This window comes from Caulobacter sp. P4_E5, from assembly GCF_056401555.1.
The window spans coordinates 1-13,957 of sequence record NZ_JBFUJD010000001.1; the positions used below are offsets into that span (position 1 = coordinate 1).

The window sequence follows — 13,957 nt, forward strand, 5'->3', positions numbered from 1 at the left end:
CACCTCGTCGCGAGGAAAGGGCGCATGGCCAGCGACCGATTGCGGCGGCGGGGGGYGATCGAGCGGTGAAGGTCCGAGGGGGATACTCGGACGGTCCGGGGACCTGGTTTCGCTGCCAGGCCCGCCCGCCGTCGGCGTGGTCGAGGATCAAGGGGCGTGTCTTGGCCTTTTGGCCCGTCTCCCTCGAYCTCTGGGATCTTCCGGAAACGGARGARCCCGGGTCCCGGTAAGGCCTGAACAGGGCCACCCGGCGGGACGCTGGCGAATAACGGTCGCGCGGAGCGTCTGGCTTCGTCGAAACGGTACTACTCAAACACACTCCGGACGTCGTCCGGCGCTCCGCGTCCCTTTCCATCCCTTCAGCGGCGAGCCGCGTGAGGACGATGTCACTTGCCCCCACCTGACCACGCTCSGCGTGGTCGTCCGCCCCCGGAGGGGGCGGAAGGGTTACACTGCCTTCTTCCCCCTCCGGGGGAGGAGCGCCGCAGGCGCGGAGGGGGCCCTACAAGTCGAACCGCACCCCCTGCGCCAGCGGCAGGGCCCCCGAATAGTTCACCGTCGCCGTCTGGCGCCGCATGTACTGCTTCCAGCTGTCGGAGCCGCTCTCGCGGCCGCCGCCAGTCTCCTTCTCGCCGCCGAACGCGCCGCCGATCTCGGCGCCGGAAGGGCCGATATTGACGTTGGCGATGCCGCAGTCGCTGCCCGCCGCCGACAGAAAGCCTTCCGCCTCGCGGACGTCGTTGGTCATTACGCAGGAGGACAGGCCCTGGGGGACGTCGTTCTGGATCGCCACCGCCTCGTCGAAATCCGCGTACGCAACGACGTGCAGCAGCGGAGCGAAGGTCTCGCGCCGCAGACACGGCGCGGGGACCGGCAGCCGGGCCAAGGCCGGGCGGACATAGAAGGCGTCTGGATGCTCGTCGATCAGCAGGCGCTCGCCGCCGCCGACCGTTCCGCCCTCGGCCCGGACCTGGTTCATGGCCTCGACGAAGGCCTCGTAGGCGGCGCGATCGATCAGCGGGCCCAGCAGGGTCTTGGCCTGGCGCGGATCGCCGACGGGCAGGCGCTGGAAGGCCGCCTCGACGGCGTCGGCGACCTTGTCGACCAGGCTCTCGTGGACGATCAGCCGGCGCAGGCTGGTGCAGCGCTGGCCCGCCGTGCCGGCCGCCGAGAAGACGATGGCGCGCAGGGCCAGCGACAGGTCGGCCGAGGGCGTGACGATCATGGCGTTGTTGCCGCCCAGTTCCAGGATCGAGCGGCCGAAGCGCTCGGCGACCAGGGGCGCGAGCGCCTTGCCCATCCGGGTCGAGCCGGTGGCGCTGACCAGCGGGATGCGCGGATCGCGGGCCAGGCGCTCGCCGGCGTCGCGGCCGCCCTGGACGACGCAAGCCAAGCCCTCTGGCGCGTCCTCGAACCGGGCCAGGGCGCGTTGCAGGATGGCGTGGGTCGCCAGGGCGGTCAGCGGCGTCTTCTCGGACGGTTTCCAGATCACCGGATCGCCGCAGACCAGGGCCAGGCAGGCGTTCCAGGCCCAGACCGCGACCGGGAAGTTGAAGGCGCTGATCACCGCCACCGGGCCCAGCGGATGCCAGGTCTCGCGCATGGCGTGGCCCGGTCGCTCGGAGGCGATCGTCAGGCCGTGCAGCTGGCGCGACAGGCCGACGGCGAAGTCGCAGATGTCGATCATCTCCTGGACCTCGCCGGCCGCCTCCGAGGCGATCTTGCCGGCTTCCAGAGTGACCAGGGCGGCCAGGTCGGCCTTGGCGGCGCGCAATTCCTCGCCGAACAGCCTAACGAGCTCGCCCCGGCGCGGGGCGGGCACGACACGCCAGGCCTCGAAGGCCCGACACGCGGCGGCCACCTTGGCCTCGATCTCGCGGGCATCGTCATAGGCCACATGGGTCAGGACGGCGCCGTCGATCGGGCCGCGGACGGGCTGGCCGCCGTCGGCGGGCAGGGCGGGAACGCCCAGCTTGGCGAGCACCTCGCGAACGTGGGCGGCGGGAGTCGGGAAGGCTTGGGTCATAGGGCCGGAGGACACGCCCGAGGCGCGGCGGGGTCAAGTCCTCGACGTTGCATGCCATGCCACGAGCCGCTAGGGACGGGCCAGGCAGGAGAACCCCCATGACCCAGGCGACGATCATCGACGGCAAGGCCTTCGCGGCCGATCTGCGGGCCAAGGTCGCGCAAGAGGTCGCCGCCCTGAAGGCCGAGCATGGGATCACCCCGGGCCTGGCCGTGGTGCTGGTCGGCGAGGACCCGGCCAGCCAGGTCTATGTCCGCAGCAAGGGGCAGCAGACCCAGGAAGCGGGGATGTACTCCGAGACCCACCGCCTGCCGGCCGAAACCACGCAGGACGACCTGCTCGCCCTGGTCGCCAAGCTGAACGTCGATCCCAAGATCCACGGCGTGCTGGTTCAGTTCCCGGTGCCGCCGCACATCAGCCAGATGGACGTCGTGGCCGCCCTGTCGCCGGACAAGGACGTCGACGGCCTGACCGTGACCAATGCCGGTCGTCTGGCCAGCGGCCTGCCGGCCCTGACCCCCTGCACGCCGCTAGGCTGCATGCTGCTGCTGAAGGACGTGGTCGGCGACCTGAAGGGCAAGAACGCCGTGGTCATCGGCCGCTCGAACCTGATGGGCAAGCCGATGGCCCAGCTGCTGCTGGCCGCCGACTGCACCGTGACCATCGCCCACTCGCGTAGCCAGGACCTGCCGGCGATCGTCCGCCAGGCCGACATCGTCGTCGCCGCCGTCGGCCGGGCCGAGATGGTCAAGGCCGACTGGATCAAGCCGGGCGCGGTGGTCATCGACGTCGGCATCACTCGCTTCCCAGCCCGTGACCCCGAAGCCGCCGCGGCCGGCAAGACCCGGCTGGTCGGCGACGTCGCCTTCGACGAGGTCAAGGCCGTGGCCGGCGCGATCACGCCGGTGCCCGGCGGCGTGGGGCCGATGACGATCGCCTGCCTGCTGGCCAATACGCTGACGGCGGCCAAGCGTTTGTCGGGGATCGCGTAGTGAAAGCGGCTGGGGGAAAAACGGCGTTGACGCTCGCCGCGTCCGCCTTGATCCTCGCCGCCTGCGGGGCCAAGCCGCCGCCGACCCCGACACCCGAGCAGGCCCTGGCCCTGCGCCCGGCCGACGCTCGCCTATCGGCGCTGTACGAGACCTCGTGCCACGCTTGCCACGCCATTCCCGGCACGGGCGCGCCGTTGGTCCATGACCGCGCCGCTTGGGATCCGCGCTGGAAGCAGGGCGAGGYCGTGCTGCTGGACCACGCGGTGCAGGGCTTCAACGCCATGCCCGCCACCGGCCAGTGCGCGACTTGCACCTCCGCCGATTTCCAGGCCCTGATACGCTTCATGGCGGGGCGCGAAGACTCCGCGAAATAGAGAGCATGACAGCCGAAAGTGTCAGCGGTTTCGGCGCCCGTCATGCTCCAAGAGAAAAGTAAGAGGGGGCGGCATGATCTCCAGGCGCGGGGCGCTGATCGCGGGCGGGACGGGAGCGGCGGTGGTCGCCGGCGGCGCGGGCGCGGCCTACGTCGTCGCCACCGGAGACAAGCCCGAACCGTCGTCGCCGGCCTCGGTCGATCCGCAGGGCAAGCTCCTGTGGCGCAACTGGTCGGGCGTGCAGCACGCCTATCCTGCCACCCGCCTGGCCCCCAAGGACGAGGGCGAACTGGCCACGATCCTCAAGGTCGCCCAGGCCCCGGTTCGTCCGGTGGGCGCCGGCCATTCCTTCACCGCCCTGGTCCCGACGAACGGGACCCTGGTCTCGCTGGACGCCATGACCGGGATCGTCGGCTGGGAGGGCGACGAGGCCATCATCCGCACCGGCACGCGGCTGGGCGCCCTGGGGCCGCTGCTGGCGCTAAAGGGACGGGCGCTGCCGAACCTCCCCGACATCAACAAGCAGTCGCTGGGCGGGGCGTTGGCCACCGGCACCCACGGCACGGGCCAGACTATCCGGGCGCTGCACGGCGACGTCACCGGCCTGCGCCTGGTCACGCCCTCGGGCAAGGTCATCGACGCCGACGCAAGCACGAACCCCGAAGTCTTCCAGGCGGCCCGCGTCTCGCTGGGCGCGCTGGGCGTGATCACCCAGGTTCGGATGAGAACCAGCGCCAATCGCCGCCTGCGCCGCCGCGTCTGGCTGGAACCGTTCGAGGAAGCGCTGGCCAAGGCCGAGCAGCGCTGGGCCCAGCACCGCAACTTCGAATTCTACGCCGTGCCCTTCACGGGGCTGGCGGCCAATATCAGCCACGACGAGACCGACGATCCCGTCGAAGCGCGGGGACCTGACCAGGATACCGAGTTCCTCGAAGCCCTGCGCGGCTTGCGCAACCTGCTAGGCTTCGCCACGCTGCTGCGCAAGGCCGCCGCCAAGGCGCTGCTGTCGAGCGCCAAGCCCGAGACCGCCGTCGACGAAGGCTGGAAGCTGCTGTCGACCGAACGGCCGGTGCGCTTCAACGAGATGGAGTTCCACCTGCCGGTCGAGAACCAGCTGAAGGCGCTGGCCGAGGTCGTTCGCGTCATCGAGACGGAGCGGCCGGACGTCTTCTTCCCGATCGAGGCGCGCCGCATCGCGCCCGACGACGCCTGGCTGTCGCCGTTCCAGGGCGGACCGCGCGGCTCGGTGGCGGTGCACGCCTACTACCGCGACGACTTCAGCTTCCTGTATCAGTTGATCGAGCCGATCTTCCGCCGTTACGACGGCCGGCCGCACTGGGGCAAGCTGCACACGCTGAACGGCGGACAGCTGGCGGCGATCTATCCGCGCTGGAAGGACTTCCTGGCCGTGCGCCAGGAGCTGGATCCGGAGGGCCGGATGCTGAACCCGTACCTGAAGGGCCTGTTCGGCCTTACTTGAAGCTTAGGCGGCGCTACCGAGATAGTCGGCGACCCGGGCTTCCAGCTCAGTGATCAGCGCCTTGCCCACGGGATGGGTGTCGACCTTGATGTCGTCGCGGACGCAGGCCTTGATCGCGTCGATATGGGCGTCGACCAGGAACATCGGCGCCGAAAGGCGGGTGTCCGGGTCGTCGATCAGCTTGCACAGCGAGGCGGCCAAGCGGGTGATCAGCGGGAACTCGTAGGTGGCGCCCAGGCCCTTCAGGTCATGGGCGCGCAGATACAGGGTCTCGACGGTCTGGGCGGTCAGGCCTTCGGCGCGCACGGCCTGGCGGGCGGCTTCCAGCTTGACGATCTCGTCATTGAGCCACTGGGCGAAGTTGCCGGACAGGCTTTTCAGCGCGGCCTCGGCCTTGGCGATCGCGGCCATGTCGATGCCGCCGCGCCCGCCAACCTTGAGCTTGAGCATGTTCGGCACCTGGATCACCTCAGCGGTGGTCTTATTCGTCACGGGTCGCCTCCCCAGCGGCGGATAGTTGGGAACCGCTAACATAGCAGGCGTTAATATTGAATGAGACCAGGGTTTCTGCGACCCAACGTCTCAGGGGGCAAATCAGGCGGAGAACTGTTCGGCCAGAACTCTTTCTTCCAGACTGCGACCGGCGTCGAAAAGCATGGCGAGCGAAGTCCCGCGATCTTCGGAGATGTGGACTTCCATCACGTCGCGGACCTCGAAATTGTCGGCGACGGCGCTGACGGGGCGCTTGTCGGCCTCCAGGATCTCGAAGGTCACCCGGGCCGATTGCGGCAGCAGGGCCCCGCGCCAGCGGCGGGGACGGAAGGCGCTGATCGGGGTCAGGGCCAGGACCCGGCCGTCGATCGGGATGATCGGCCCGTGGGCGGACAGATTGTACGCCGTCGAGCCGGCCGGAGTGGCCAGCAGGGCCCCGTCGCAGACCAGCTCGCCCATCCGCACCTTGCCGTCGATCGAGATGCGCAGCTTGGCGGTCTGGCGGGTCTGGCGCAGCAGCGAGACCTCGTTGATCGCCAGGGCTCGGTGCTGGGTCCGGCGCGAGTCGATGGCGACCATGGCCAGCGGATGAATGACGGCCCGTTCGGCGGCGTTGATCCGCTCCAGCAGGCCGTCCTCGCTGTACTCGTTCATCAGGAAGCCGACCGAGCCGCGGTTCATGCCGTAGATCGGCGTCTGGCTAGCGATCGCCTCGTGCAGGGTCTCCAGCATGAAGCCGTCGCCGCCGAGCGCGACGATCGTTTGGGCGTTCTCCTCGCCGACGTCGCCATAGCGGGCCGTCAGGCGTTCGCGCGCTTCCTGGGCTTCGGGCCGGTCGCTGGCCTTGAAGGAAAGGCGAGTCACGAACGGTTGCGGCTGGTACATGGGGCCAAAAGGCGGGAAGCCCGCCCGCTTGTCAAACGACCGCTTAGGCCGAACCGACAGCCTGCCGGAACGCCATGCCGGCGATGTCCGGGGTGAACGGACCAAAGGCGCTGGCGGCGCGCCGCACGCCTTCTTCGCCGCCGCCCGGACGGCCGCCATTCAGCTGGCGCACGTGCTCCAGGATGGTCGGAAACACGCTGCGGTCGATGCCCACGGCCGAGCAGGCCAGGGCCAGCAGTTCAGGACGAGCGCTGTCGATGGCGCGGCGGATCTGAGCGGCTTCGAACTTGCCGAGACGCGCCAAAGCCATGACGAACAGCTGCAGGCGGCCTTCGCGCAGCACACGCAGCAGATAGCCCGGTCTCAGCTGTCCGGCGGAGTCGAGCTTCTCGATCAGAGAGCGCTCCATCTCCTCGCGGTCCTCGTCCAGTTCGACCGGGCCGACCTCGCTGTCGGAGTCGCCGCGATGCGACGCGCGCAGGGCTTCGGTGACCGCGGCTTGCATCTTGGTCGGATCGAGGCTGAAGCGAGTGGTCAGGGCGTCGCGAAGCGTGCGGCCGACCAGCAGATAGAGCTGCTCGGCCAACTCGCTGGAAAGTCTGGGGTGGCGCGCCAGGGGCGAGCGCAGGGCGACGATTTCGCGCGAGCGGTCCACCAGACGGCCCAGGGCGTCGGGCGAGATCTCGGCCGTGTCGTTCGAAGCCAGGGCCGTCAGCACGGCCGGCTCGTCGCGGTTGAGGATCGCCTCGACCACCGGGGCCGGCAGCCTCGGACGGCGGGCRATCTCGATCTGGTGCTCGAGCGTGGCCTGAACCAGCAAGCGGATCAGGTCGTGATCCTGCAGCACCGGGCTGCGGGCGATGATCGGTCGGGCGATCTCGATCTCGTCCAGCGCCATGATGTTGATCAGGGCCGAAGGCGCCCACTCGGCGTCGGCGAGGCGTTCGGACAACCGGTGGCGGATGTCGCGCTCGGCCTCGACCACCAGGGTCATGAAGATGGAATTGAGCAGGGCCTGGATGTCGGGATGAGTCGGCTCGCCGCTGGCCTGGCCGGCCTCGCACAGATCGATGATCCCGGTGAGCAGCCGTTCGCGATCTCCGGCCTCGCGACTGCGGGCCAGCTTCATGAGCGAAGCGATTTCGACGGCTTGGATGACCAGCCTCCTCGAATCCGGAAGACCCGATGAGGATGACCTTGCCGGCCCCAAATGAAAACATGCTTAAACAGGGCAAGGACGCGGACGCCTTGGATCGCGTCGAGATGTCGCAAGCGTGAGCGGAGGATACGTGACCCAAGATCTGATCCTGGCCCTGGACCAGGGCACGACCAGCACCCGGGCCATCCTGTTCGACCGCGCCGGCCAACCCCTGGCCGAGGCTTCGCGGCCGTTGCGCCAGAGCTATCCGGCCGACGGCTGGGTCGAGCACGACGCCGAGGAAATCTACGCGGCTTGCGTGGCGGTGCTGCGCGAAGCCGTGGAGGCCTCGGGTCGGATCGGCAATATCGCCGCGATCGGTGTCACCAACCAGCGCGAGACGGTGGTGATCTGGGATCGCGCGACCGGGCGGCCGATCCATCCCGCGATCGTCTGGCAGGACCGCCGGACGGCCGACGTCTGCGCCAAACTGAAGGCCGAGGGTCACGAGCCGCGCGTCACCGAGATCACCGGCCTGCTGCTGGATCCGTACTTTTCGGGCGCCAAGATCGCCTGGATCCTCGACAAGGTCCCGGGCGCCCGGGCGCGGGCGGAGGCGGGCGAACTGCTGGCCGGCACCATGGATTGCTGGGTGATCTGGCGGCTGACCGGCGGGGCGGTGCACGCCACCGACGCCACCAACGCCTCGCGCACCCTGCTGTTCGACATCGCCGCCCAGACCTGGTCCGCCGAGATGCTGGATCTCTTCAATGTGCCGGGCGCCCTGTTGCCCAAGGTGCTGGATTGCGTCGACGACTACGGCGCGACCGAGGCCAAGATCCTGGGACGCGAGGTCCCGATCCGGGGCGTGGCCGGCGACCAGCAGGCGGCGCTGATGGGGCAGGGGTGCGTGGCGCCAGGCCAGATGAAGGCCACCTACGGCACCGGTTGCTTCATGTTGATCAACACCGGCGAGGAACGCCCGATCTCGCGCTCGCGCCTGCTGACCACGGTGGCGGCGCGCGTGAACGGGCGGACGACCTATGCCCTGGAAGGCTCGATCTTCGTCGCCGGCGCCGCGATCCAATGGCTGGGCGAGGGGCTGGGGATCACCGGCGGTCCTCGCGCCGCCGAGGCCTTGGCGCGGGCGGCCAGGGCCGACCATGGCGTCGTCGTCGTTCCAGCCTTCACCGGCCTGGGCGCGCCTTGGTGGGACGCCGGCGCCCGCGGCGCGATCTTCGGTCTGACCCGCGACGCTGGCTTGCCCGAGATCGCCGCGGCGACCTTCGATTCCTGCGCCTTGCAGAGCCGCGACCTGATCGAGGCGATGCGCGCCGACGCGCCCTCGGCGTTCGGCGAGGCCGCGCAGATGCGCATCGACGGCGGCATGTCGAAAAGCGCCTGGTTCTCCCAGCGCTTGGCCGACCTGACGGGCGTCCCGGTGCGACGGGCCAGCTACCAGGAAATGACGGCCCTGGGCGCGGCCCTGTTCGCCGGAGTGGGGGCGGGGCTCTACGCCTCGGTCGAGGAAGCCGCCGAAGTCAGCCCCGCCGCCGAGACGCTGACGCCGGGGATGAAGGAACACGAGCGCGAGGCGGCCTATGCCCGTTGGCTGGACGCCGTGCCGCGTGTGCGACTTTAGTCGCACCATGGTTGCGGTGACATCGCTGTCATGATTTCTAGGGCCGAGCCTTACCAGGTTGGGCCAATCAAGAAGCGGAGATCCGCCATGACCACCCGACGCGCCGTGCTGAGCGCAGGCGTCGCCCTGATCGCCGGAGGACGATCGATGACCGCGGAAGCCGCCACTCCCGCCTATCCCCACATCGGGCGCGTCCGTCGCCTGTCTCCTGAACTGGACGAGATCATCGCGCCGGACGCGGCGATCGAACAGCTGGCCGACGGCATGACTTGGTCCGAGGGGCCGGTCTGGATTCGAGACGGCGGCTACCTGCTGTTCTCGGACGTGCCGGGCAACACGATTTACCGGTGGAGCGAGAAGGACGGGAAGACCGTCTTCCTCAAGCCGTCCGGCTATGATGGCCCGCCGACCAAGGACTTCCGCGAACCCGGCGTCAACGGCATGACCCGGAACTCGGCCGGTGAGGTCTTGGTCTGCGACCACGGCAATCGAGCGGTGTCCAAGCTGGACTTGGCCACCAGGAAGAAGACGGTCATCGTCGACCGCTTCCAGGGCAAACGCTTCAACAGTCCCAACGACGTCATCGCCGCCCGGCGGGGCGCGCTGAAGGACACGCTCTACTTCACCGATCCGCCCTACGGCTTGGAGGGGCTGGACGCCTCGCCGATCAAGGAGCTGGCGTTCAACGGCGTCTATCTGCGCCATCCGAACGGCGAGGTGGCGGTGGTCGATGACAAGCTGACCTTCCCGAACGGCCTGGCGCTGTCGCCGGACGAAAAGCGTCTCTATGTCGCCGTCTCGGATCCCAAAGGGCCGGTGATCATGGCCTACGACCTGGGCAGCGATGGCCTGCCGACCAGCCGCAAGCTGTTCTTCGACGCCACCGAGTTGCAGAAGGCCGGCGGTCCGGGTCTGCCGGACGGCATGCGGGTCGACGCCAAGGGACGGCTGTTCGCCACCGGGCCCGGCGGGGTGCTGATCCTAACGCCGGAGGGCAAGCTGCTGGGCGTGATCGAAACAGGCTTCCCGACCGCCAACTGCACGTTCGGCGAGGACGGCAAGACGCTGTTCCTGACATCCAACCACGTCCTGGCGCGGGTGCGCACCAGGACGTCTAGCTCAGCTTGGTAGGAGGACATCATGGACCCGATCAGCAAAAGAACCTTCCTCGCGGCCGGTCTCGCGGCTGGCGTCACCGCGCTGCCGCTCGGCGTCCGCGCGGCCGAACCAGGCCGTAAGCTGGGCTACGCGATCCTGGGCCTGGGCTATTACGCCACCCGGATCATCATGCCGCGCTTCGCCGAGTGCGAGCAGTCGCGCCTCGTCGCCCTGGTCAGCGGCACGCCCGAGAAATTGAAGACCTTCGGCGAGCAGTACGGGGTCCCGGAAAGCCATCGCTACAGCTACGAGACCTTCGACCGGATCGCCGACAATCCCGACGTCGATATCGTCTACATCATCACGCCCAACAGCCTGCACCGGACCTTCACCGAGCGGGCGGCCAAGGCCGGCAAGCACGTGATGTGCGAGAAGCCGATGGCGACCACGGCGGCCGATTGCCAAGCGATGATCGCCGCCTGCAAGGCCGCCGGCCGCAAGCTGATGATCGGCTATCGCAGCCGCTTTCAAGCCCACAATATCGAGGCCATCAAGCTGATCCGCGACGGCGCGCTGGGTCCCGTCCGCACCGTGGTGACCGACCACGGCTTCACGATCGGCGATCCCAAGCAGTGGCGGCTAAACAAGGCCCTGGCCGGCGGCGGCAGCCTGATGGACATCGGCATCTACAGTTTGAACGCCACCCGCTACCTGACTGGCGAAGAGCCCGTGGCCGTCAACGCCCTGGAGTCCACCGACCGTTCGGATCCGCGCTTCAAGGAGGTGGAGGACATCATCAACTTCCAGCTTCTGTTCCCGTCGGGCGCGACGGCCAACTGCGTGTCGGCCTACAGCGCCAACTGCAACCGCTACCGCGTGACAGGGCCGAAAGGCTGGGTCGAGATCGATCCGGCGACCAGTTATCAAGGACAGTCGATGCGGACCCAGCTGGGCGGTCCGCCCGCGCCCCGCGAGCCCGCGCCGACCAAGACCAATCAATTCTCGGCTCAGCTGGACCATCTCTCCGAGTGCATCCTGACGGGTCGCGAGCCGATCGTGTCGGGCGAGGAAGGACTGAAGGACCTGCGGGTCATCGAGGCCATCTATCGGGCCGCGCGTGAAGGTCGAACGGTGAAACTGTGAGGGCTCTAGTCTTCGTCGTCGCCCTGCTGGCGCCAGGTTTGGCTCTGGCTCAGCAACAGATCCCGCTATGGCCCAATGGCGCGCCGGGCTTCGAGAGCCGCAAGGCCATCCCGGAGCAGGCGGCCGACTACTGGCTGAAGAGCGTCAACAACCCCTCGATCACGGCCTATCTGCCGCCGAAGGACGTCGCCAACGGCGCGGCGCTGGTTGTGCTGCCGGGCGGTGGTCATCGGCTGCTAGTGATCCATTCGGAAGGCGACGACGTCGCCAAGGTCATGAACCCCAAGGGCGTGGCGGTCTTCGTCGTGAAGTACCGGCTGTTCCGCGAGGAGGGCTCGCCGTACACGATCGACCATGCCCGTCAGGACGCCGTGCGGGCGGTTCGCTACGTGCGCGGCCATGCCGCCGAGTTCGGCATCGACCCCAAGCGGATCGGCCTGATGGGCTTTTCGGCCGGCGGCGAGCTGGTGAACCTGGAAATCTACCAAGGCGGGGCGAAAGACCCCAAGACCGACGCCATCGACGAGGTCAGCGCCCGGCCGGACTTCCAGGTGCTGGTCTATCCCGGGCCGCTGGGCGTTCCCGACAAGGTCCCGGCCGATACGCCGCCCGCGTTCATGATCGCCGCGAACGACGACGAGTGCTGCTCGGCGCCGTTGGCGGATCTGCTGCCCAAGTTTCGCGCCGCCAAGGTTCCGGTCGAGCTCCACCTGTTCCAGGCCGGCGGCCACGCGTTCAACATGGGCCTGCGCAAGGAGCAGGCCTCGCTGAAGAGCTGGCCGAACCTGCTGATCAACTGGCTGGGCGATACCGGCTGGATGAAGGCCCGCTAGGGTGTCTCGTCCAGATATGCCTTCACCCGCGCGAACAGATCCTCGAACATCGGCGTCGTCAGGCGGCCGGTGTTCGTGTTGAGCCGCGAGCAGTGATAGCTGTTGAAGATCCGATAGGGGCCGGCCTGGAATTCCGAGCCGTGGCCGGGGATGCCGGCCGAGGCCTTCAGGCCCAGGGCCTTGAGCATGTTGCGCCGGGAGACATCGCCCAGGGTGACGATGGCCTTCAGGTTGGGGAACATCTCCAGCCGCGCCGTCAGGAACGGGCGGCAGTTGTTCTCCTCGGAGGTCTCGGGCTTGTTGCCGGGCGGGGCGCAGCGGACGGCGTTGGTCACGGCGCTGCCGACCAGCTTCAGGGAGTCGTCGGGCCGCGCCTCGAACTTGCCGGTGGCGAAGCCGAACTTGATCAGGGTCTCGTAGAGCAGGGTCCCGGCGTAGTCGCCGGTGAACGGCCGGCCGGTGCGGTTGGCGCCCTTGCGGCCGGGAGCCAGGCCCACCACCAGCAGGCGCGCGTCCCTGTCGCCGAACGACGGGGCGGGGCCGTTGAACCAGTCGGGATACAGCGCTTGGTTCTCGCGGCGATAGGCCACCAGGCGCGGGCACAGAGGGCAGTCGCGCGGCGGTTCGGCGGGATTGGGAACGACCTCGCCGGCGATGTTGGAAGTCTGGCTCATCTCAGTACTCGTCGTCGGCTTCGTGTTCGGCCGGGGTGCGGCTGTCCGGCGCCGGGCGCGGCTGGATCCGCTGCGGGCGGCCGATGATGCCGCTCAGGTCCGAGAGGTCGACGAAGTTGTCGGCCTGGCGGCGCAGATCGTCGCTGGTCATCGGCGGCTGGCTCTTCATGGTCGAGACCACGGTGACGCGGCGACCCTTGCGCTGGACGGCCTCGACCAGGGCGCGGAAATCGCCGTCGCCCGAGAACAGGACGAGGTGGTCGGCGGTCTCGGCCATCTGCAGCATGTCGACGGCGATCTCGATGTCCATGTCGCCGCGCCAGCGCTTGCGGCCCTGGCTGTCGGTAAACTCGCGGGCCGGCTTCGTCACCAGGGTGAAGCCGTTATAGTCCAGCCAGTCAACCAGCGGCCGGATCGGCGAATAGTCGTCGTTCTCGGCGATGGCGGTGTAATAATAAGCCCGGATCAGGACGCCGCGCTTTTTGAACTCGTCGAGCAGTTTGCGGTAGTCGATGTCGAAGCCCAGCGCCCGGGCGGCGGAATAGAGATTGGCCCCGTCTATGAACAGGGCGATGCGGTCGGTCGGATAGAAGGTCACGGTAATCCCTTGAAAAATCAGGTCGCTCAAAATGACTTGGACGAGGCCGTGATCGTGGCGCTCGGATGCAATCTGGCCGGAGCCTATACGAGTCGCGAGGCCTTGTTGGAAGCCGCCCTGGCCGCGCTGCCGGGCGAAGGGGTGGCGCTGGTCGCGCGGTCGACCTGGTGGACCTCCGCCGCCTGGCCCGACCCGTCCGGGCCCGACTATTTGAACGGCGTGGCCATCGTCCGGACCGACCTTTCGCCCCACGAGACGCTGCGGACCCTGCATCGGGTCGAGGAGCGCTTCGGGCGGGCGAGGGGGGAGGCCAACGCGCCGCGCACCCTGGATCTCGACCTCGTGGCGCATGGACGGACGGTGCTGGACGACGACGTCTGGGTGCCGCATCCGCGGGCTCATGAGCGTCTGTTCGTGATGGGGCCGCTGGCCGAGCTGGCCTCGGCTTGGATCCATCCGGTCAGCGGCGAGCCGGCGTTCCGTCTGGCCGCGACCGCCAAGGTGGGGCGCGACGCGCGCTCCATTGCCAAAGTTTAATCCCCGATCGGGTCCAGCGGCGCCCATAGTCCGGCCAAACTTCCG

12 protein-coding genes and 3 pseudogenes are annotated in these 13,957 nt (G+C 68.6%); 8 read left to right on the forward strand and 7 right to left on the reverse strand.

What is annotated here, in order from left to right; translation table 11 throughout:
• Positions 1–218: 218 nt before the first annotated feature.
• Positions 219–363, reverse strand: a pseudogene (locus AC1DSO_RS00005) (hypothetical protein); the annotation flags it as partial.
• A gap of 139 nt (positions 364–502) precedes the next feature.
• Complete coding sequence (gene amaB / locus AC1DSO_RS00010; protein WP_477066874.1) at positions 503–2,026, reverse strand: L-piperidine-6-carboxylate dehydrogenase; 1,524 nt, start codon at positions 2,024–2,026, stop codon at positions 503–505.
• Positions 2,027–2,124: 98 nt separating this feature from the next.
• Here amaB and folD point away from each other — a divergent pair, with 98 nt between their 5' ends.
• The 3 genes from folD to AC1DSO_RS00025 all read left to right on the forward strand — a co-directional run bounded on the left by folD (position 2,125) and on the right by AC1DSO_RS00025 (position 4,872).
• Positions 2,125–3,018, forward strand: coding sequence for a bifunctional methylenetetrahydrofolate dehydrogenase/methenyltetrahydrofolate cyclohydrolase FolD (gene folD / locus AC1DSO_RS00015; protein ID WP_477066875.1), 894 nt, complete (start codon positions 2,125–2,127; stop codon positions 3,016–3,018).
• A gap of 26 nt (positions 3,019–3,044) precedes the next feature.
• Positions 3,045–3,392, forward strand: a complete 348-nt coding sequence (locus AC1DSO_RS00020; RefSeq protein WP_477066876.1) for a c-type cytochrome — start codon at positions 3,045–3,047, stop codon at positions 3,390–3,392.
• A gap of 73 nt (positions 3,393–3,465) precedes the next feature.
• Positions 3,466–4,872, forward strand: a complete 1,407-nt coding sequence (locus tag AC1DSO_RS00025; RefSeq protein ID WP_477066877.1) for a D-arabinono-1,4-lactone oxidase — start codon at positions 3,466–3,468, stop codon at positions 4,870–4,872.
• A 3-nt stretch (positions 4,873–4,875) separates the two neighbouring features.
• Here AC1DSO_RS00025 and AC1DSO_RS00030 read toward each other — a convergent pair whose 3' ends face one another.
• From AC1DSO_RS00030 to AC1DSO_RS00040, 3 genes are all read right to left on the reverse strand, one after another.
• The gene (locus tag AC1DSO_RS00030) at positions 4,876–5,364 is read right to left on the reverse strand and encodes an Hpt domain-containing protein (protein ID WP_477066878.1); all 489 of its coding nucleotides are present in this window, start codon (positions 5,362–5,364) and stop codon (positions 4,876–4,878) included.
• Between the two features lie 102 nt (positions 5,365–5,466).
• Positions 5,467–6,249 carry an NAD kinase gene (locus AC1DSO_RS00035; protein WP_047413422.1) on the reverse strand — a complete coding sequence of 261 codons (783 nt, stop codon included), beginning with the start codon at positions 6,247–6,249 and terminating at the stop codon, positions 5,467–5,469.
• Between the two features lie 43 nt (positions 6,250–6,292).
• Positions 6,293–7,378 (reverse strand): DUF2336 domain-containing protein, encoded by a 1,086-nt coding sequence (locus AC1DSO_RS00040; RefSeq protein WP_477066879.1) that lies wholly within the window; start codon positions 7,376–7,378, stop codon positions 6,293–6,295.
• Between the two features lie 160 nt (positions 7,379–7,538).
• On the opposite strand from AC1DSO_RS00040, the gene glpK reads away from it, so the two are divergent.
• From glpK to AC1DSO_RS00060, 4 genes and pseudogenes are all read left to right on the forward strand, one after another.
• Positions 7,539–9,029: a glycerol kinase GlpK gene (gene glpK / locus AC1DSO_RS00045; protein ID WP_477066880.1), complete on the forward strand. Its 1,491-nt coding sequence runs from the start codon at positions 7,539–7,541 to the stop codon at positions 9,027–9,029.
• Positions 9,030–9,293: 264 nt separating this feature from the next.
• Positions 9,294–10,052: pseudogene (locus AC1DSO_RS00050) on the forward strand (SMP-30/gluconolactonase/LRE family protein); the annotation flags it as partial.
• Between the two features lie 14 nt (positions 10,053–10,066).
• Positions 10,067–11,270 (forward strand): annotated as a pseudogene (locus AC1DSO_RS00055) (Gfo/Idh/MocA family protein).
• On the forward strand, positions 11,267–12,103 hold the full coding sequence (locus AC1DSO_RS00060) for an alpha/beta hydrolase (protein ID WP_477066881.1): 837 nt from the start codon (positions 11,267–11,269) through the stop codon (positions 12,101–12,103). The pseudogene AC1DSO_RS00055 and the gene AC1DSO_RS00060 overlap by 4 nt, the downstream one beginning before the upstream one ends.
• On the opposite strand, the gene AC1DSO_RS00065 is transcribed toward AC1DSO_RS00060, so the two are convergent.
• Both AC1DSO_RS00065 and AC1DSO_RS00070 read right to left on the reverse strand, forming a co-directional pair.
• Positions 12,100–12,777: a uracil-DNA glycosylase gene (locus AC1DSO_RS00065; RefSeq protein ID WP_477066882.1), complete on the reverse strand. Its 678-nt coding sequence runs from the start codon at positions 12,775–12,777 to the stop codon at positions 12,100–12,102. The two genes, AC1DSO_RS00060 and AC1DSO_RS00065, sit on opposite strands and share 4 nt — an antisense overlap.
• A gap of 1 nt (position 12,778) precedes the next feature.
• A complete protein-coding gene (locus AC1DSO_RS00070; protein WP_477066883.1) occupies positions 12,779–13,375 on the reverse strand; it encodes a LabA-like NYN domain-containing protein in 597 nt (198 codons plus the stop codon).
• Positions 13,376–13,423: 48 nt separating this feature from the next.
• On the opposite strand from AC1DSO_RS00070, the gene folK reads away from it, so the two are divergent.
• Positions 13,424–13,912 carry a 2-amino-4-hydroxy-6-hydroxymethyldihydropteridine diphosphokinase gene (gene folK, locus AC1DSO_RS00075; RefSeq protein WP_477066972.1) on the forward strand — a complete coding sequence of 163 codons (489 nt, stop codon included), beginning with the start codon at positions 13,424–13,426 and terminating at the stop codon, positions 13,910–13,912.
• Positions 13,913–13,957: the final 45 nt, after the last annotated feature.

Bases quoted from the DNA above. Each gene is read 5' to 3' on its own strand.
- amaB (WP_477066874.1), bottom strand. From the start codon at position 2,026: ATGACCCAAGCCTTCCCGACTCCCGCCGCCCACGTTCGCGAGGTGCTC.
- folD (WP_477066875.1), top strand. From the start codon at position 2,125: ATGACCCAGGCGACGATCATCGACGGCAAGGCCTTCGCGGCCGATCTG.
- AC1DSO_RS00025 (WP_477066877.1), top strand. From the start codon at position 3,466: ATGATCTCCAGGCGCGGGGCGCTGATCGCGGGCGGGACGGGAGCGGCG.
- AC1DSO_RS00035 (WP_047413422.1), bottom strand. From the start codon at position 6,249: ATGTACCAGCCGCAACCGTTCGTGACTCGCCTTTCCTTCAAGGCCAGC.
- AC1DSO_RS00065 (WP_477066882.1), bottom strand. From the start codon at position 12,777: ATGAGCCAGACTTCCAACATCGCCGGCGAGGTCGTTCCCAATCCCGCC.